Origin of the sequence: Streptomyces sp. PsTaAH-124, from assembly GCF_000373685.1 — a bacterium.
Classification (GTDB): domain Bacteria; phylum Actinomycetota; class Actinomycetes; order Streptomycetales; family Streptomycetaceae; genus Streptomyces; species Streptomyces andamanensis.
Genome location: NZ_KB892166.1, coordinates 142,158 through 160,671, shown reverse-complemented (window position 1 = coordinate 160,671; position 18,514 = coordinate 142,158). Strand labels below are relative to the sequence as shown.

Here is an 18,514-nt window from a genome sequence, read left to right as displayed (position 1 = left end):
CCCCGGGCTGCGGTGACGGCGGATCAGACGAGCGCGGCGGTGCGGCGGCGGGACCCTCCGGGGGCCGCGTCGCCCGCCGCGATGCCGGTACTGCGGTACGCCTTGACCGCCCTGCCCGCCGGACACCCGCCGCGTCGGCCGAGCCAGTCCACCCGCACCCACAGCAGCACGTCCCCGGACCGCTCCAGCCGCCCGAGCCAGGCGGCCTTGAGCCGCAGCCCCGCCCCGGCGCCCGCCAGGAGCATGCCGCCCGCCGCCGGCAGGGCGAAGGAGGAGCCGAGCGCGGCCGCGAACGCCGCCAGCAGCCACCAGCGGTGCCCGCGGCGCCAGGCGCGGGCGCTGACCGCCCGGTCCTGGAGCACGTCGTGCCGTCCGGCGCGGGCGGCCGAGCGGGCGAGGCCCGTGTAGCGGCGGCGCCGGACACCGGCGACGGCGGGCGCGGCCACCAGGAACAGCGCGGCGCCCGCGAGGACGCCGATCCGCCTCCCGGTCAGCCCCGGCACCAGCACCCCCGCGCCCGCCGCGACCACCCCGAGCCACCACATCGGCGCCGCCCCGGCCCGTACGACGACGGCCACCCGGGCCAGTCCCCTGCCTCCGCGGTCGCCTCCCCGGTTGCCCCCGCGGTTGCCTCCACCGTCCTCGCGCGTTCCGCGTGCCACGTGCTGCCTCCTCCGCTTCCCGGCACACTCCTGTCCGTCCGGGCGGGAGGCTAGCGAGCGTTCGTGAGACGAGTCTGAGAGCGCGTCCGGGCCGTCCGGACGTCCGTTCAGTCCTCGAAGAGGCCGCGTGTCAGTCCTCTCAGTCCTCGAAGAGGCCGCGCGCCGCCGCCTTCGCGTCGAACTCCTCCAGGCGCGCCTGCGCGTCGGGCAGGTCGTCGCACATGGCCTCCAGGAGCACCCGGCCCAGCAGCATCGGCGCGCAGGCGGTGTCGAAGGCGAGCCCGGTGCCGACGGCGGCGGGCAGCAGCAGGTCGCTGTGGCGGGCGACCGGGGCGAACGCCGAGTCGGCGACGGTGACGACGGCCAGCCCGGCCTCCTTGGCGTGGGCGAGGGTGTCCACCACCTCCCGCGGATGGCGCGGCAGCGCGAAGCACAGCAGCGCCGACGCCCCGGCCCGTACGGCGCCGTCGATACGGTCCTCGATCATCGAGCCGCCCTCGTGGAGCAGCCGTACGTCCGGGTGCACCTTGGCCGCGAAGTACGCGAAGCCGTACGCCTGGGAGGCCGCGGCGCGCAGGCCGAGGACGGGCAGCGGGCGCGAGGCCGCGAGCAGGCGCCCGGCCTCGCGCACCGGGCCCGGATCGGCCAGCGCCTCCGCCAGGTGCCGCAGGTTCTCGATCTCCGCCTCGACGGCCTGCTGGTACTCGTTGGCCGACTCCGCGCGCGCCGCCGGCTCGGCGGGCGCGACCTCGCGCAGATGGCGGCGCAGCGCCGGGTAGCCGTCGAAGCCGAGGGCGACCGCGAAGCGGGTGACCGACGGCTGGCTGACCCCGGCCAGTTCGGCCAGCTCGACGCTGGACAGGAACGGCACGTCGGCGGCGCGCCGCACCATGCTGTGCGCGATGCGCCGCTGGGTCGGTGTCAGCCGGTGCCCTTCGAAGAGCGCCTGCAACCGCGCGGCAGGACTCTCGGTCACGCTCATGACGTGCTCCCCCTCCAGAAGTCGTCGACGCCCCGGGAGAGTACTCCCCGACCAGTTCCTATTCAGACACCAAGAACTCTGCATGACCCCATACAGACGAGGCAAGGGAACCGCCAAGTGTCGCCCTATCGGCACGGAAAGCGACCGTTCGCATGCTAATCGTGACCGTACGCGGTGCACGCGACCCCTGTGCCCGCGCTCCGGCCCCCACCCGGGGCCGAGGTGACGGCCGCCGCCGTCGGTGCGCCCGCCGCAGCCGCAGTCCGGGTGGCACCGGCGGCGGACGGCCCCCGGGCGGGGCGGGGGGCTAGCACCAGTGCGGGCGCGCGGGCTCCTCTCTAGCCTGGTGCGCATGAGCGGAATGGACGCGCGGGACACCGACCTCAAGAAGGAACTCGACGCCACCTTGCAGGCTCGCAGGGAGCTGGGGTCGGAGTACGAGTCGGAGCTGGTCGACTCGTTCCTGGAGAAGGTCGACCAGCGCATCGACGGCGCTGTCGAGCGGCGGATGCGGCGCCATGTGGCCGAGCAGCAGATGGCGTCGACCCGCGACGCCCGCTCGCCGCGGCCCACGGACACCTTCGGTGAGCGGTTCGGCTTCGGGATCGTCTCGCTGGTGCTGGCCGTCCCGCTCTCCGCGATCGGCGGCGGGCTCGCCCATCTGCCCGGCCTGATCGCCGCCTGGGCCGGGATCGTCGGCGTCAACGCCGTGCAGGCGGCCCGGACCAACCCGGACCTGTTCCGGCGGCGGAGGCCCTCCTCGGACGACTGGAGCGACTGACCGGCCGACCGGCCGGGCCCCTCGGCAAGCAGAGCCCCCAGCTCCCGGCAAGGGGCGTAAGGGACGTACGAAGCGGGACGTACGGCGAAGGAGGTGTGCGCGGGGACCGCCGCACCCCCAGCACTGGGGGGCGGGACGACGGCGGTCCCCGCGAGGGACGCGGGCCGGGTCAGGCCGGGCCCTGCGTCCGGGGCGTCCATGGAGGTCCGGGAGCCGCTCCGGTTGTCCTTGACGCCGCTCGGGCGCCGGCCAGGAGGAGAGGTCCGGGGCGTGAATCCCGGGGGCTCCGCCTCCCTGCCGACGACCACCACTGTGGCGGACGCGTGTTAAGCGGGTGCTGCGGGCACGTGACACGCGCGTACCACTTGTACGACGGATGCTCGGCCGCAGGTCACCGCGTGTTCCCGCGGCGTCCGGCGGACACCGGGCGGCGGCCGGGCGCTACTGCTTGCCGCCCTTGGCCAGGAAGGCGAGCAGGTCCTGGCGGCTGACCACACCGGTCGGCTTGCCCTCCACCAGGACGATGGCCGCGTCGGCGGTGCCGAGCACGGTCATGAGGTCGGCCACCGGCTCACCGGAGCCGACCTGCGGCAGCGGGGCGCACAGGTGCTTCTCCAGCGGGTCCTCCAGCGAGGCCCGCTTGGTGAACAGCGCGTCCAGCAGCTCCCGTTCGACCACGGAGCCGACCACCTCGGCGGCCATGACGTCGGGGTGGCCCGCGCCCGGCTTCACGACGGGCATCTGCGAGACGCCGTACTCGCGCAGCACCTCGATGGCCTCGCCGACGGTCTCGTCCGGGTGCATGTGGACGAGCGAGGGAATGGAGCCGCCCGCCTTGTCCTCCAGCACGTCGCCGACGCGGGCGCTGGGGCCCTCGTCCTCCAGGAAGCCGTAGTCGGCCATCCACTCGTCGTTGAAGATCTTCGAGAGGTACCCGCGCCCGCTGTCCGGCAGCAGCACCACGACGACGTCGTCCGGGCCGAGCCGCTCGGCCACCTCCAGGGCCGCGACGACCGCCATGCCGCAGGAGCCGCCGACGAGCAGGCCCTCCTCCTTGGCGAGGCGGCGGGTCATCTGGAAGGAGTCCTTGTCGGAGACGGCGACGATCTCGTCGGCGACGTCCCGGTCGTAGGCGGTGGGCCAGAAGTCCTCACCGACGCCCTCGACCAGGTACGGCCGCCCGGAGCCGCCGGAGTAGACGGAGCCCTCGGGGTCGGCGCCGACGACCTTGACCCGGCCGTCGCTGGCGTCCTTCAGATAGCGGCCGGTGCCGGAGATGGTGCCGCCGGTGCCGACGCCCGCCACGAAGTGGGTGATCCGGCCCTCGGTCTGCTCCCACAGCTCGGGGCCGGTGGAGTGATAGTGCGAGAGCGGGTTGTTGGGGTTGGAGTACTGGTCGGGCTTCCAGGCGCCGGGGGTCTCACGGACGAGGCGGTCGGAGACGTTGTAGTAGGAGTCCGGGTGCTCCGGTGCCACGGCGGTGGGACACACCACCACCTCCGCCCCGTACGCGCGCAGCACGTTGATCTTGTCGGTGGAGACCTTGTCCGGGCAGACGAAGATGCACTTGTAGCCCTTCTGCTGGGCCACGATCGCGAGGCCCACCCCGGTGTTCCCGCTGGTCGGCTCCACGATGGTGCCGCCGGGCCGCAGCTCTCCGCTGCGCTCGGCGGCCTCGATCATGCGCAGCGCGATGCGGTCCTTCACCGAGCCGCCCGGGTTGAAGTACTCGACCTTGGCCAGGACGGTCGCCTTGATGCCCTTGGTGACGCTGTTGAGCCGTACCAGCGGGGTGTTGCCGACGAGGCTGATCATCGAGTCGTGGAATTGCACCGTTGTCTCCGGTCGCTGCACAGATGGGTCGGGGTGTGCCGCCAGCCTAAGGCCCGGGGACCGCCCGCGACGGGCGTTCACTCCCCGTCGCGATTGGGCGACGGTCGGTACGGGGCAAGGACTGGGTGGACGGCTATGCGGGAGGTGGCGGCGGCATGACGAGCATGTCGAGGGCGCGGGTGGCCCGGCGGATCGCGGCCGGCGCGGCGTACGGCGGCGGGGGGCTCGGACTGGCCGGCGCCGCCGCGCTCGGGCTGCTGGTGGCCGAGGCGCAGCTGGCCAGGCGCCAGGTGGCGGGCGGCACGGACCACCACGTGCCGGCCGCGGCCGGGCTGTACGGCCGGGAGTACGAGGCGCCCGGCCAGGAGCCGCTGCTGCTGGTCATGGCCGGGGACTCCACGGCGGCGGGGCAGGGCGTGCACCGAGCGGGCCAGACGCCGGGCGCGCTGCTGGCGTCCGGGCTCGCCGCGGTCGCCGAGCGTCCGGTGCGGCTGCGCAACGTGGCGGTGCCCGGCGCCCGCTCGGACGATCTGGACCGGCAGACGGCGCTGGTCCTGGCCGGGCCGGACCAGGTCCCCGACGTCTGCGTGATCATGATCGGCGCCAACGACGTGACCCACCGGATGCCGCCGACGCGCTCGGTGCGCCATCTGTCGGCGGCGGTGCGGCTGCTGCGGACGGCCGGTGCCGAGGTGGTGGTGGGCACCTGCCCCGACCTGGGCACGCTCGAGCCGGTGCAGCAGCCGCTGCGGTGGCTGGCCCGCCGCGCCTCCCGGCAGCTCGCGGCGGCGCAGACGATCGGGGTGGTGGAGCAGGGGGGCCGCACGGTGTCCCTGGGCGACCTGCTGGGGCCGGAGTTCGCGGCCAACCCGCGCGAGCTGTTCGGTCCCGACAACTACCACCCGTCCGCCGAGGGGTACGCGACGGCGGCGATGGCGGTGCTGCCGACGGTGTGCGCGGCGCTGGGCCTGTGGCCGGCGGAGGAGGAGCGGCCGGACGTGTCGCGGCGCGAGGGCTTCCTGCCGGTGGCGCGGGCGGCGGCGCAGGCGGCGTCCGAGGCCGGTACGGAGGTCACGGCGGCGATGCCGACCGGGCCGCGCGGCCCGTGGGTGCTGCTCAAGCGGCGCCGCAGGCGGCGGGTGCCGGAGCCGCAGCCGAACCAGATCACCCCCTCGCCCTGACACCGCCCGGCGGCGGTCCGGCGGAGGCGCCCGGCGGCGGCCCGGTGGCGGCCCGTCCCGGCAGGCCAAGCAAGCGCTTAGAAAACTGCGGCCAGGGTCACACCGCGATCCCCGTGACCCGGACCATACGGACCGGTAACTTCCCATCCAGCCCTGCCCGCCCTCCCCCTCGTGGAGCCGTGATGCCCGAAGCCGTCATCGTCTCGACCGCCCGCTCCCCCATCGGCCGCGCCGGCAAGGGGTCCCTCAAGGACCTGCGCCCCGACGACCTGACCGCGACGATCGTCCGGGCGGCACTGGCCAAGATCCCCGAGCTGGACCCGCGGGACATCGACGACCTGATGCTCGGCTGCGGGCTCCCGGGCGGCGAGCAGGGCCACAACCTCGGCCGGATCGTCGCCGTGCAGATGGGCATGGACCACCTGCCGGGCTGCACGATCACCCGCTACTGCTCCTCCTCGCTCCAGACCTCCCGGATGGCACTGCACGCCATCAAGGCGGGCGAGGGCGACGTCTTCGTCTCGGCCGGTGTCGAGATGGTCTCCCGCTTCGGCAAGGGCAGCTCCGACGGCCTGCCGGACACGCACAACCCGCTCTTCGCCGAGGCCGAGGCCCGTACCGCCGCCGTGGCGGAGTCCGAGGGCTCCACCTGGCACGACCCGCGCGAGGACGGCCTGCTCCCGGACGCCTACATCGCGATGGGCCAGACCGCCGAGAACCTGGCCCGCGCCAAGGGCGTCACCCGCCAGGACATGGACGAGTTCGGCGTCCGCTCGCAGAACCTCGCCGAGGAGGCCCTCAAGAACGGCTTCTGGGCGCGCGAGATCACGCCGGTGACGCTGCCCGACGGCACCGTCGTCGGCAAGGACGACGGCCCGCGCGCCGGGGTCACCATGGAGGGCGTGTCCGGCCTCAAGCCGGTCTTCCGCCCCGACGGCCTGGTCACCGCGGGCAACTGCTGCCCGCTCAACGACGGCGCCGCCGCGCTGGTCATCATGTCCGACACCAAGGCCCGCGAGCTGGGCCTGACGCCGCTCGCCCGGATCGTCTCCACCGGGGTGTCCGCCCTGTCCCCGGAGATCATGGGCCTGGGCCCGGTGGAGGCGAGCAAGCAGGCGCTGAGCCGGGCCGGTCTCACCGTCGGCGACATCGACCTGGTGGAGATCAACGAGGCGTTCGCCGCCCAGGTGATCCCCTCCTACCGCGACCTCGGCATCGACCTGGACCGGCTGAACGTCAACGGCGGCGCCATCGCGGTCGGCCACCCCTTCGGCATGACCGGCGCGCGCATCACCGGCACGCTGATCAACTCGCTCCAGTTCCACGACAAGCAGTTCGGCCTGGAGACGATGTGCGTGGGCGGCGGCCAGGGCATGGCGATGGTCGTCGAACGCCTCAGCTGACCCTCGCGCCCCGTGCGCACCACCAGTTGAGACACCGTCAGTGCCCGGCGTGGCACCCAGCGTGAACGAGCGGCCCGGAATCCGGAAAACTCCCGGATTCCGGGCCGTTCTGTGATCCAATCTCCCCCAGAGTGTGACCTATCTCCCTCGGGGAGGAGATCTCCGCAGGTCAGCGATAGCTCCACAGGGGGCACAAGCACCTCTCACGCCACATTCCTGTCCGTTTCGTGACGTTACGCACTGACAGCTTGATAGTCCACCCTTCAAGCTGATGTAGGAAGTCGGGGGTCGACCTTGAACCCGGGAGTACGTCAGTGAGCGCCATGCCCATCGCCCTGCTGCTCACCACGGCCGCCACCGGCGCCGTGGGCGTCGCCGTCCTGCGCACCCTCTTCACCCTGCGCCGCCAGGTCACGGCTCTGGAGCGGCAACTCGCCGAGAACCACGCCGCCACCGCGCGCGCCCTGCTGCCCGCCGCCCGCGGCCACGCGGACGCCGAGCAGATACGCACCGCCGTCGTGCAGGCACTCGCCGAGGAGCGGGAGCGGGAACTGGCCGAGGCGCGCGCCTTCTGGGCCGCCCAGGAGGCCCGGGACGCGGCCGACACGCCCTCCCTGCTCGGGCTGCCCGACAGCGAGCTGTTCCTGCCGCGCCAGGCCGATCTGGCCGGTCTCGAACACCTGGAGCCGGTGACCGAGTCGGGCGCCGAGGCCGACGAGTTCTCCGGTCTGCCCGGCAAGGACACCGCGGCCGGCACCGCCGCAGACTCCCCCGAACTGGCCGCGGCCCGCCGCCGCCACCCCTCGCACCCGGACTTCACCCCGCATCCGTCCCCGGTCGTGGGCGACCACGAGCGCACCGTCGCCACGCTGGAGGAACTGGCCGACGCCAAGGTGGCGCTGGCCGATGTGCGGCCCGGCCCGCTGGGCACCCTCGACGTCTACGTCTTCTCCGACGGCACGACCCTGTGCATGACCCCCGGCCACCGCGAGACCGCCGAACGGCTGGCCGCGGCCCTGCACGCGGGCGAGACCCCGGTGCTGCTGGGCGGTTCGGGCGTGTCCGGCGCCTACACCCTGACCTTCGCCTGCGGCGAGGAGAACGTGTACATCCTGGCGGACCGCGTCATCGCCTCGCTCTGACCCTCCGGTCCGGGCCCGCGCCCCGGCCTCTGGGGTCCGGTCCCGCTCAGGCCCGTCGACCGGGCCGGCCCGGCGTACGGACCGTTTCCCGCGCGCGGGCGCTCACACGCCCGCGCGTTTCTGCGCCTCCTCCACCAGCCGTACCGCCTCGGCGACCTCGGCGTCGGTGGTGAGGACGAGCGCCAGGTCGTGTCCGGCGACGGTGATCTGGTCCGCGGCGGCGAACATCCCGGCGTCGGGCATCTCGCGCGGTTCGGCCGCGGGGTCCTCCAGCAACTGCGCCCGCCGGGACAGCTCCCGGGCCAGCCCCAGCGCCTCGGTGGCGCCCGCCCGTTGCAGCCGGCTCTGCGGCGCCGCCCTCAGACGGTCGGCGAAGTGATCCACTGCCCGGGTCAGAGATGTCGTGTCAACCACGCCGCGAGACTACGCGTCGTCCCCGGACTGTTGCCAACGCGCCGACGCTCAGGCACGGTGACGTGAAGGACCGGCTTCACAGCGTCCGGAGGCGCCGATGTCCCAAGTCTTCTCCGAAGAGACCCACCGCAACCTGCTCGCCCGCATCCCCCAGTGCACCGGCCGTGAGCTCGCCGACTGGCTGCGCACCGTCGACGAAGGCCCCGCGCTCTGCTTCGAGGAGCGGCTCAGCTGGCTCCGGCAGGAACACAACCTCGCGTACGGGCACGCGAAGGCGATCATCCACGAGTACGACCTGCGCCGGGCCGCGCGCAGACTGCTCTAGCCGCCGCACCGGCCGCCCCGGCCCCGAGGTGCCGCTGCACACGCGAGGGCCCCGGCCGGAGCCGGGGCCCTCGCGTGTGCGGGCGTATCGCGGAGCGGTGCGGTGACCGCCGACCGTCGTCGCTACCGCTAGTCGTTGCTGTTGAGGATCGCGATGAGCCGCAGGAACTCCAGGTAGATCCACACCAGCGTCAGCGTGAGGCCGAAGGCGGCGAGCCAGGCCTCCTCGCGCGGGGCGCCGTAGGCGACACCGTCCTCGACCTGCTTGAAGTCCAGGGCGAGGAAGCAGGCGCCGAGCAGCACGCCGATGATGCCGAAGACGATGCCGAGGCCGCCGCTGCGGAAGCCGAGGCCGTCACCGCCGCCGAACACGGCGAACAGCGTGTTGACCACCATCAGCAGCACAAAACCGAGCGCGGCGGCCATCACGAAGCCGTAGAAGCGCCGGTTGACGCGGATCCAGCCCGCCTTGTAGGCGACCAGGACGGCGACGAAGACCGCCATCGTGCCGAGCACGGCCTGCATGGCCGCGCCGCTGGCGATGCGGTTGTCGACGACGCTGGAGAACATCCCGAGGAAGACGCCCTCGAAGGCGGCGTAGCTCAGGATCAGCGCGGGCGAGGCCGTGCGCTTGAAGGACTGGACGAAGCCGAGCACCATCGCGATCAGCGCGGCGCCGATCCCGATGCCGTAGGAACGGCTGAGGTGCGCGTCGTCGACCGGCAGCAGCGCCCAGGCGAGGGCGGCCGTGACGACCAGCACACCGAGCGTGGACGCGGTGCGCGCGACGACGTCGTCCATCGTCATCCGGCCGGGGGCGGCCGGGGCCTGCGGCGGCGTGCCGGTCTGCACGTCCTGCTGGCCGTAGGGGTTCTGAGCGTAAGGGTTCTGCGCGTAGGGGTTGCCGCTCGGCTGGGCGTACGGATTGCCCTGCGCGTACGGGTTGCCCTGCGTGCCGACTGCGGGACCCCCGGCCTGCGGCGCGGTGTTGAAGCCCGCGTAGCCGTTGTCGCGGCTGAACCCCCGTCGCGAGAAGACCGGGTTTCTGCTCCTCATCTCACTCCTCCATGGCCGCACGTCGCGGCCTTGGCTCAAGAGTAATGGAAAGGCAAAGGATCGACCCTACTACCTGGGAAGGATCTTTCCCTCCTTCTGCTGACGAACACGCTACGCGGACAGGTGATTCCCGGCCATGGCCGGGGCCTTTCCTGACCGAGCCGCGACCTGCCCGGAACCGGCCGGAGATCATCGGGCGCGCCGGCGGCCGGGACGCCCGCGCGTGTCAGCCGACCGGGAAGCCCGTGTACGCCTCGGCGAGGTCCGCCCCGGCGGACCGGCAGGTGGCGATCCGGTCGAGCCGGGCCAGGTGCAGCCGCTCCTCGAAGCCGTCCGCCTCCGGCGAGCGGTGCAGCATCGTCGTCATGTCGTAGCTGAAGTGCTCGGCCTGCCAGACGCGCCGCAGACAGGTGGCCGAGTAGGCGTCCAGCAGTTCGTCGGAGCCGGTGTCGCGCAGGTGGACCAGCGCCCGTGCGAGGGTGACGACGTCGCCGACGGCGAGGTTGAGCCCCTTGGCGCCGGTGGGCGGGACGATGTGGGCGGCGTCACCGGCCAGGAAGAGGCGGCCGTGGCGCATCGGCTCGTGGACGTAGGACCGCATCGGGGTCACCGACTTCTGCGTGATCGGCCCGCGCTCCAGACGCCGCCCGCCGGGGATCTCCAGCCGGCGGTCCAGCTCGTCCCAGATCCGCTCGTCCGGCCAGGCGGCCGGGTCGGTGTCCGCGGGCACCTGGAGGTAGAGGCGGGAGACGGCGGGCGAGCGCATGGACAGCAGGGCGAAGCCGCGCTCGTGGCGGGCGTAGACCAGTTCGTCGTGCGAGGGGGCGACGTCGGCGAGGACACCGAGCCAGGCGAAGGGGTACGTCCGTTCGAACACCTGGGAGAGCGCGGCGGGCACGGCCCGGCGCGCCACCCCCCAGAAGCCGTCGCAGCCGACGACGTGGTCGCACTCCAGGACGGACTCGCGGCCCTCGTGCCGGAACCGTACGGAGGGACGGTCGCCCTCGGCCCCCTCCACGGCCAGCGCCTCCGCCTCGAACAGCAGCGGGCCGCCGTCCTTCAGCCGGAGCGCGACGAGATCCTTGCAGACCTCCGTCTGCGCGTACACGAGCACGGACTTCCCGCCGGTCAGCGCCGGGAGGTCGACGCGGTGGCGGCGTCCGGCGAACCGCAGCTCGATGCCGTCGTGCCGCAGCCCCTCGCGGTCCATCCGCTCCCCGGCCCCGGCGGCGCGCAGTACGTCGGCGGTGCCCTGCTCCAGGATCCCGGCGCGCTGGCGCCGCTCGACGTAGGCGCGGTCGCGGCTCTCCAGGACGACCGAGTCGATCCCGGCGTTGTGGAGCAGCCGGGCCAGGAGGAGACCGGCCGGACCGGCTCCGATGATGCCGACGGTGGTGCGCATCGGTCGTCCTCTCGGGTGGGCGTCGTTGCCGCGGGGCGGGTCCTCGTGCCCTCGACGGGCCCGCGTGTTCGCCTGGTGAAGTTTTCTTCACCGATGCGGGACCGAGTTTCCGCCCGCCCCGAGGCGATGTCAATGGCCCCGGGGCGGGCGCGGACGGCTCCCCCGGTGAGCGTCGCCGTCACCGGACGGCGCTCACTCGGCGACGATCACGTGCCGGCCGGACACGTCCACGGCGGGGCCGGGCAGCGGGACACGCACCGGCACGGCGGTGCCGCCCGGGGCGTTCGGGGCGAGCGCCAGGCCGGAGCCCCAGCCCCACAGCCCGCCCTCGGTGTCGATGGCGTACCCGGTGAACTGGTACGCGGCGATCCGGCTGATCCGGGGCAGGCCGGCCACCCGGACCGGCCGCGCGGAGACGTGGTCGGAGGTGTCGCCGTCGCCCAGTGAGCCGCTCGCGCCCCGGCCCCACGCCCACACCGCGCCGTCGCGGTCCAGGGCGTACGCCACGTTCTCCCCGCCCGCCACCTGCACCGCCCCGCGCACGACCGGCACCCGCACCGGCCGCCCGCTCTGGCCGCCGCGCGGCTCGACGCCCAGCAGGCCGTGCGCGTTGTTCCCCCAGGCGCAGACCCGGCCGTCCGCCTTCACCGCGACCACGGCCTCGCCCGCCGAGGCGACGCCGACGGCGCCGGAGACACCGCGCACGGCCGTGAGGCGGGTGCCGTCCGTGTCCCCGAGCACATCGGTCAGGTTGACGCCCCAGCCCAGGACCCGGCCGTCGCCGCGCAGGGCGAAGGAGTTGAGCAGCCCCGGGCCCATCGCGACCACCCCCTTCACACCGGGGACCGACTGCGGGACGCTCACCCCGTCGTGGCCGCGCCGCCGCCCGGCCTCCACCAGGAACCGGTCGGCACCCCAGCCCAGGACCCGGCCGTCGCGCAGGACGGCGTAGAACGTCGAGCCGCTGTTGTAGACGGCGCGCGCCGGGCCGATCCCGGTCACCTGCCGGGGCGTCGCCTCGTACACGCGTTCGCGCGTGCCGTGCCCCAGGGAGCCCTCGACATTGACGCCGTAGGACCAGACGGTCCCGTCCGCCCGGACGGCCACGGTGGTGTATCCGCTGTCCGCGACCGAGACGACGTCGCTCCAGCCGGGCACCGCCCGCCGGGCGGGGGTGCCCTCGGGTGCCTGGAAGTGCGGCGCCCAGGTCCACACGGTCCCGGCCCGCGCCGGTGCCGGTGCCGGTGCCGGGCGCGCGGCCGGTCCTTCCGGGCAGCCCGGCGCGCCGAGCACCGCGCGGTCGGCCTTGCTGCACCCGGCCAGCGCGAGGACGGCGGCACCGGCGACGAGCACACGCAGCCAGGACATGGCAGCCATGGGACGCTCCTGTCTGGTTCCTGACCCGCACGGCGCGTGGCGTGCGGGCCGGGGGCGACCGCTCGCCCCTGCCGCCCACGGTGCCGCCCCCGGCCTGCCGGGCGGCAGCCGTACGCCCACTCATCCGCACCGGCCCGGTGCCCAGGCGGGGCTGAGCAGGTGCGCGGGGGTGCGCCGGGGCCGGTCTGAGTACGGCGACTCAGAAGCCGGGGCGGGAGCCCGTCAGTAGCCCGTCAGTGTCCGCCGCCGGTACGGTCGGCGCCGGTACGGGGGCGTTCCGGCCCGGGGCGGGAGCGGCCGAAGCGGGCCCCGAGAGCGGCCCCGATCTCTTCCGGCGTGCGGTCCTTGGTCTCCGGGACGAACCGGGCCACGAACAGCAGGCCGAGGAAGCAGATGACGGCGAAGACGAGGAAGGTCTCGCCCTGCCCGAGGACGGCGACCAGCGGCAGGAACGCCTGGCTGACGGCGAAGTTGGAGACCCAGTTGGCGGTGGTGGCCGTGCTGGAGCCCAGGGCGCGGGAGGCCGGCGGGAACACCTCGCCGACCAGGACCCAGAAGACGGGGCCGAGGCCGCCGGCGTAGACGGCGATGTACAGGAGCATGCAGAGCAGGGACAGTTCGGAGTTCCAGCCCGCCATGAAGCTGATCCCGAGCAGCGCGACCGTGAGCGCCATGCCGGACAGCGAGACCAGCAGCAGGGTCCGCCGCCCGGCGCGGTCGATCAGCCGGGACGCGACGACGGTCATCACCAGGTTGATGGCGCCGATGAAGACGGAGTAGAAGATCGAGTTCGAGGCGCTGAGCCCGGTCTGCTCGATGATGGTCGGGGCGTAGTAGATGATCGTGTTGATCCCGCCGAACTGCTGGACGACGGCCATGCCCAGGGCGACGACCAGGGCCGGCCGCATGCTCCGGTCCAGCAGCGTGCGCCGGTTCTGCGCCCGCGGGCGCCCCTGCGCTCCCCCGGCTCCCCCGTTCGGGCCGCGCCCCTGCCGCTCCTTCAGGTCGGCCACCAGCCGCTCCGCCTCCTCCCGCGGCATGACCCGGCACAGCACCGCGCGCGCCCGGTCCCACTGCCCGCCCCGGACCAGCCAGGGCAGCGACTCGGGGACCGTGAGGAGGACGCCGAGGCTCAGCAGGACGGCCGGGACGGCGCCGAGGGCGAACATGACGCGCCAGTCGCCCGCACGGGAGAAGGCCAGGTCGACCAGGTAGGAGACGAGGATGCCGGTGGTGATCATGAGCTGGTTGGCGCTGAGCACGCGTCCGCGGATATCGGTCGGGGAGATCTCCGCGAGGTACACCGGGACCGTGGCCGACGCCGCGCCGACCGCCAGACCGAGGACGACCCGGCCGACCAGCAGTTGCGCGTAGCCGGGCGCGGTGGCGGCGATGGCGGTGCCGACGACGAAGACGGCGCCCTCGACGGCGACCGCCTTCCTGCGGCCGAGCCCGTCGGCGAGCCGCCCCGCCAGCAGCGCGCCGGTCATCGCGCCCAGCAGCAGGACGCTGACGATGCTGCCCTGCTGGGCGGCGGACAGCCGGAAGTCCCTGGTGACGAAGAGCAGGGCGCCCGAGACGACACCGGTGTCGTACCCGAAGAGGAATCCGCCGACCGCGATCGTCCCGGCCCACCGGTAGATCTTCCGCTTCCCCCCGGCCTCCAGGCGGACGAGCGGCCCCTGCGTCCCCGGCTCACGGGAGAAGCCCTGCATCTGACCGCCCCCTGTCCTGAGTGCGCAGCACGGTGCGAGCCAAGGCATTCCGTACGCGGACCGGACGGAAACAGCCGTCACCCGGACGCGCTGCGGCTCGGCGGACGACGCGGGGGCGGGCGCGGGCCGGGTTCCGGCTCTTTCTGGTATATGTGATGGGCATATGCACGCGCCGGGGGCACGCCGAAGGCGGCCCCCGAGGGGCCGGTGACACGTGTGACGGGCAGCACCGAACGGCCGTTCCACCGTGTCGGCGCCGCTGCTGCGGTGGTGCCCGGAACCGGACTTGAACCGGTACGCCCGCGAGGGGCAGCGAGGTTTAAGCTCGCCGTGTCTGCATTCCACCATCCGGGCAGGCCATGGGCACCGCGCTGAGGTTCCGAGCCTATCGGGGAGCACCCTTCGGGCATCGGGCAGGCGGACCGATGTTGTCTTATTTTATTGGCGTCTGAGGGTGCATCAGCACACGGAAGACGCCATCGGCACTTGCCAACAGCGTTACGGCCGACAAGCGCCCGTGCATGCGGAATGACGGAATTTCACCGTCCGAACAAGGACGCTCCACCTGTTCCTGACCTCCCCCTTCCGGGCGAAGCGTCCGGATCGCTCTCGGGGGCCGGCGTCATCCCCAGGTATGACGCGGGCGACCGCGGTGCGACCCGAGTCGCCCCCCGGAACCGGAACAGCGGCTGACTTCACGGACCGGATCGGCGGGAACCATGGAAGACATCCCCGGGAACGGGGAAACCGAGAACCCACAGCCGAGTATCTCCGTCCCGACAGGAGCAGCCCCCGTGACCACCTCTTCCATCGCCGGACGCGCCACCGCAGTGGCCGCGCGCGCCACGGATCTGTCGAAGATCTACGGACAGGGCGAGACCCAGGTGGTCGCCCTCGACCGGGTCTCCGTCGACTTCGCGCAGGCCGAGTTCACCGCGATCATGGGCCCCTCCGGGTCCGGCAAGTCCACGCTGATGCACTGCGTCGCGGGCCTGGACACCTTCTCCTCCGGTTCGGTGCGCATCGGCGACACCGAGCTGGGATCCCTGAAGGACAAGCAGCTCACCAAGTTGCGCCGGGACAAGATCGGGTTCATCTTCCAGGCGTTCAACCTGCTGCCGACGCTGACGGCGCTGGAGAACATCACGCTGCCCATGGACATCGCGGGCCGCAAGCCGGACAAGCAGTGGCTGGACACCGTCATCAACATGATCGGGCTGTCCGGGCGCCTGAGCCACCGTCCCTCGCAGCTCTCCGGCGGCCAGCAGCAGCGTGTCGCCGTGGCCCGTGCCCTGGCCTCCAAGCCGGACATCATCTTCGGTGACGAGCCGACCGGGAACCTCGACTCGCGCTCGGGGGCCGAGGTCCTCGGCTTCCTGCGCAACTCCGTGCGCGAGCTGGGCCAGACCGTGGTGATGGTCACCCACGACCCGGTGGCGGCGGCGTACGCGGACCGCGTGGTGTTCCTGGCCGACGGCCGGATCGTCGACGAGGTGTACGGGCCGACGGCGGACTCCGTGCTGGACCGCATGAAGCAGTTCGACGCCAAGGGCCGCACCAGCTGACGCGCCCCGCCCCCGGCCGGACCGGCCTGGACGCCCGGGGCCGCACCCCCGCCGGCCCGCCCGGGGCGGCGCCGGCCGGCACGGTCCCGCCCGCGGGCCCGCCGCACCCCCACCTCGTACACCTGGACTGGACAACCATGTTCCGCACCGCCTTGCGCAACGTACTCGCGCACAAGGCCCGGCTCCTCATGACCGTGCTCGCCGTGATGCTCGGCGTCGCGTTCGTGTCGGGGACCCTGGTCTTCACCAACACCATCTCCGACGCCTACCAGAACAGCTCCGCCAAGGGCTTCGGCCATGTCGACGTGGCCGTCGAGCCGAAGCACCAGGACAGCAAGGGCGACCGGGTCGGCACGACGCCGGACCTCACGCAGGCGCTGCTCAACCGGAGCGCCCGGGTGCCGGGCGCGGACTCGGCGCTCGGCGTCGTGCACGGCTTCACCGCGATCGCCGACAAGGACGGCAAGCTGATCGGCGGCGGCTACCAGTCCCAGGGCGGCAACTACTGGGGCGCGAAGGACCCGCGCTACCCGCTGGTCTCCGGCACCGTCCCGCACGGCAAGGACCAGGTGCTGATCGACTCCGACACCGCCCGCCGGGCCGGCTACAAGGTCGGCGACACCGTGCGCGTCTCCGTCGACGGCCCCGTCCTCACCCCCACCGTCAGCGGCATCTTCAGCACCGACGACGGCAACGTCGCCGCCGGCGGCAGCCTCGCCCTGTTCGACACGGCCACCGCGCAGCAGCTGTTCGGCAAGCCGGGCACGTACGACGAGATCGACGTGAAGGCGAAGGCCGGTGTCAGCCAGAGCACGCTGAAGGCGCAGCTGGACGCGGTGCTGCCGAAGGGCAGGACCGAGACCACCACGGCCGAGAAGCTCGCCGACGACCAGGCGAAGACGATCTCCTCGGCGATGAGCAGCATGAAGCAGGGCCTGCTGGTCTTCGCCGGGATCGCGCTCTTCGTCGGCACCTTCATCATCGCCAACACCTTCACCATGCTGGTCGCCCAGCGCACCAAGGAGCTGGCGCTGCTGCGCGCGGTCGGCGCCTCGCGCCGCCAGGTCACCCGCTCGGTGCTGGTCGAGGCGTTCGTGGTGGGCGCGGTGGCCGCCGTGACCGGTCTGCTGGCCGGTATCGGCATCGGTGCGGGCCTGAAGGGTCTGATGGGCACGTTCGGCGCCACCGTGCCCGACGGGCCGCTGGTCATCACGCCCGGCACGGTCGTCGCCGCGCTCGCCGTCGGCGTCCTCGTGACCATGCTGGCCGCGTGGCTGCCCGGCCGCCGGGCCGCGAAGATCCCGCCGGTGGCGGCGATGAGCAGCCTGCACGCCCAGGCCACCACCAAGTCGCTGGTGCTGCGCAACACGATCGGCGCGCTGTTCGCGGCGGCCGGTGTCACGGTGGTGATCGCGGCCACCACGATGGACACCGACGCCGCCCAGGCCCCCATGGGACTCGGCGCGGTGCTGCTGATCATCGGCGTGTTCGTCCTGACCCCGCTGCTGTCCCGGCCGCTGATCGCCGCCGCGGCCCCGGTGCTGCGCCTGTTCGGTGTCTCGGGCAAGCTGGCCCGGCAGAACTCGGTGCGCAACCCGCGCCGCACGGCGGCGACCGCGTCCGCGCTGATGATCGGGCTGACCCTGATCACCGGGATGACGGTGATGGCCGGCAGCCTCCAGCACGCGATCGACAAGCTGGCCGCCTCCGCGATCCGCGCCGACTACGTGGTGTCGATGGCCAACGGCAACGGCCTCTCCCCGGACGTCGACAAGAAGCTGAGCCGCGCCGAGGGCGTCACCGCCACCAGCCCGCTGCGCAACGCGCCCTCCCGGATCGGCGGGCAGACCGAGTACCTGACCGGTGTCAACGGCTCCGCCATCCGCAAGCTGACCGACCTGGACGTCGAGGAGGGCGCGTTCACCGTCGGCGGCGACCGGGTCGTGGTGGACGACAGCACCGCCAAGGACCACCGCTGGAGCGCGGGCTCCGCCTTCACCGTCTCCTACGAGGACGGCAGGAAGCAGCAGCTCACCGTCGCCGGGGTCTACAAGGGCAACGCCATGATCCGCGGGATCATGCTCGACAACGCCACCCTCGCCCCGCACCTGCGGGCCGACGCCACCGACATGCAGGTCATGGTCAAGACCGCCGACGGCACCTCCGCCGCCGCCAAGGACAAGCTGGTCAAGGCGCTCGGCTCCAACCCGGCCATCAAGATCCAGGACAAGAAGGACATCTCCAGCGAGATCGCCCAGGCGTTCACGCTCATGCTGAACATGCTCTACGGCCTGCTCGCCATGGCGGTGATCGTGGCGGTCCTCGGGGTGATCAACACCCTGGCGATGTCGGTCTTCGAGCGCTCGCAGGAGATCGGGATGCTCCGCGCGATCGGCCTGGACCGCAAGGGCATCAAGCGGATGGTCCGCCTGGAGTCCCTGGTGATCGCCCTGTTCGGCGGTGTCCTCGGCATCGGTCTCGGCGTGTTCTTCGGCTGGGCGACCGGTCAGCTGGTCGGCTCCAAGATGGCGACGTACGAGCTGATCCTGCCGTGGGGCCGGATGGCGGTCTTCCTGCTGCTGGCGGCGCTGGTCGGGGTGCTGGCCGCCCTGTGGCCCGCCCGCCGCGCGGCCCGGCTGAACATGCTCCAGGCCATCAAGGCGCAGTGATCCGCCCC

The 18,514-nt window shown here is 73.0% G+C and carries 15 protein-coding genes and 1 tRNA gene; 7 read left to right on the top strand and 9 right to left on the bottom strand.

The annotated features are described in order from the left end of the window. Positions 1-23: 23 nt before the first annotated feature. Both B086_RS0113565 and B086_RS0113560 read right to left on the bottom strand, forming a co-directional pair. Complete coding sequence (locus tag B086_RS0113565; protein ID WP_234029312.1) at positions 24-545, bottom strand: hypothetical protein; 522 nt, start codon at positions 543-545, stop codon at positions 24-26. A 256-nt stretch (positions 546-801) separates the two neighbouring features. Continuing rightward, positions 802-1,644, bottom strand: a complete 843-nt coding sequence (locus B086_RS0113560) for a MurR/RpiR family transcriptional regulator (protein ID WP_018566956.1) — start codon at positions 1,642-1,644, stop codon at positions 802-804. A 361-nt stretch (positions 1,645-2,005) separates the two neighbouring features. On the opposite strand from B086_RS0113560, the gene B086_RS0113555 reads away from it, so the two are divergent. Continuing rightward, positions 2,006-2,425 carry a membrane protein gene (locus B086_RS0113555; RefSeq protein WP_018566955.1) on the top strand — a complete coding sequence of 140 codons (420 nt, stop codon included), beginning with the start codon at positions 2,006-2,008 and terminating at the stop codon, positions 2,423-2,425. Between the two features lie 441 nt (positions 2,426-2,866). Here the strand turns inward: B086_RS0113555 and B086_RS0113550 are convergent, their stop codons facing one another. Beyond that, on the bottom strand, positions 2,867-4,258 hold the full coding sequence (locus tag B086_RS0113550; protein ID WP_018566954.1) for a cystathionine beta-synthase: 1,392 nt from the start codon (positions 4,256-4,258) through the stop codon (positions 2,867-2,869). A gap of 155 nt (positions 4,259-4,413) precedes the next feature. On the opposite strand from B086_RS0113550, the gene B086_RS0113545 reads away from it, so the two are divergent. From B086_RS0113545 to B086_RS0113535, 3 genes are all read left to right on the top strand, one after another. Beyond that, positions 4,414-5,439, top strand: coding sequence for an SGNH/GDSL hydrolase family protein (locus tag B086_RS0113545; protein ID WP_018566953.1), 1,026 nt, complete (start codon positions 4,414-4,416; stop codon positions 5,437-5,439). A gap of 182 nt (positions 5,440-5,621) precedes the next feature. Further along, positions 5,622-6,842, top strand: coding sequence for an acetyl-CoA C-acetyltransferase (locus B086_RS0113540; RefSeq protein ID WP_018566952.1), 1,221 nt, complete (start codon positions 5,622-5,624; stop codon positions 6,840-6,842). A gap of 314 nt (positions 6,843-7,156) precedes the next feature. Next, positions 7,157-7,984, top strand: coding sequence for a hypothetical protein (locus tag B086_RS0113535; RefSeq protein WP_018566951.1), 828 nt, complete (start codon positions 7,157-7,159; stop codon positions 7,982-7,984). A gap of 102 nt (positions 7,985-8,086) precedes the next feature. Here B086_RS0113535 and B086_RS0113530 read toward each other — a convergent pair whose 3' ends face one another. After that, the gene (locus tag B086_RS0113530; protein WP_199785690.1) at positions 8,087-8,398 is read right to left on the bottom strand and encodes a hypothetical protein; all 312 of its coding nucleotides are present in this window, start codon (positions 8,396-8,398) and stop codon (positions 8,087-8,089) included. 97 nt (positions 8,399-8,495) lie between these two features. On the opposite strand from B086_RS0113530, the gene B086_RS0113525 reads away from it, so the two are divergent. Continuing rightward, a complete protein-coding gene (locus B086_RS0113525) occupies positions 8,496-8,723 on the top strand; it encodes a DUF4287 domain-containing protein (protein ID WP_018566949.1) in 228 nt (75 codons plus the stop codon). Between the two features lie 128 nt (positions 8,724-8,851). Here B086_RS0113525 and B086_RS0113520 read toward each other — a convergent pair whose 3' ends face one another. The 5 genes from B086_RS0113520 to B086_RS0113500 all read right to left on the bottom strand — a co-directional run bounded on the left by B086_RS0113520 (position 8,852) and on the right by B086_RS0113500 (position 14,626). Further along, positions 8,852-9,778, bottom strand: a complete 927-nt coding sequence (locus tag B086_RS0113520; protein ID WP_018566948.1) for a Bax inhibitor-1/YccA family membrane protein — start codon at positions 9,776-9,778, stop codon at positions 8,852-8,854. 226 nt (positions 9,779-10,004) lie between these two features. Continuing rightward, positions 10,005-11,180 (bottom strand): 4-hydroxybenzoate 3-monooxygenase, encoded by a 1,176-nt coding sequence (locus B086_RS0113515; protein ID WP_018566947.1) that lies wholly within the window; start codon positions 11,178-11,180, stop codon positions 10,005-10,007. A gap of 192 nt (positions 11,181-11,372) precedes the next feature. Beyond that, positions 11,373-12,557, bottom strand: coding sequence for an RCC1 domain-containing protein (locus B086_RS0113510; RefSeq protein WP_026252389.1), 1,185 nt, complete (start codon positions 12,555-12,557; stop codon positions 11,373-11,375). Between the two features lie 233 nt (positions 12,558-12,790). Next, a complete protein-coding gene (locus tag B086_RS0113505; protein ID WP_018566945.1) occupies positions 12,791-14,272 on the bottom strand; it encodes a sugar porter family MFS transporter in 1,482 nt (493 codons plus the stop codon). 268 nt (positions 14,273-14,540) lie between these two features. Then, a tRNA-Leu gene (locus tag B086_RS0113500) sits at positions 14,541-14,626 on the bottom strand. Between the two features lie 440 nt (positions 14,627-15,066). On the opposite strand from B086_RS0113500, the gene B086_RS0113495 reads away from it, so the two are divergent. After that, a complete protein-coding gene (locus B086_RS0113495; RefSeq protein ID WP_018566944.1) occupies positions 15,067-15,837 on the top strand; it encodes an ABC transporter ATP-binding protein in 771 nt (256 codons plus the stop codon). Between the two features lie 137 nt (positions 15,838-15,974). Then, the gene (locus B086_RS0113490; RefSeq protein WP_018566943.1) at positions 15,975-18,506 is read left to right on the top strand and encodes an ABC transporter permease; all 2,532 of its coding nucleotides are present in this window, start codon (positions 15,975-15,977) and stop codon (positions 18,504-18,506) included. Positions 18,507-18,514 lie beyond the last annotated feature (8 nt).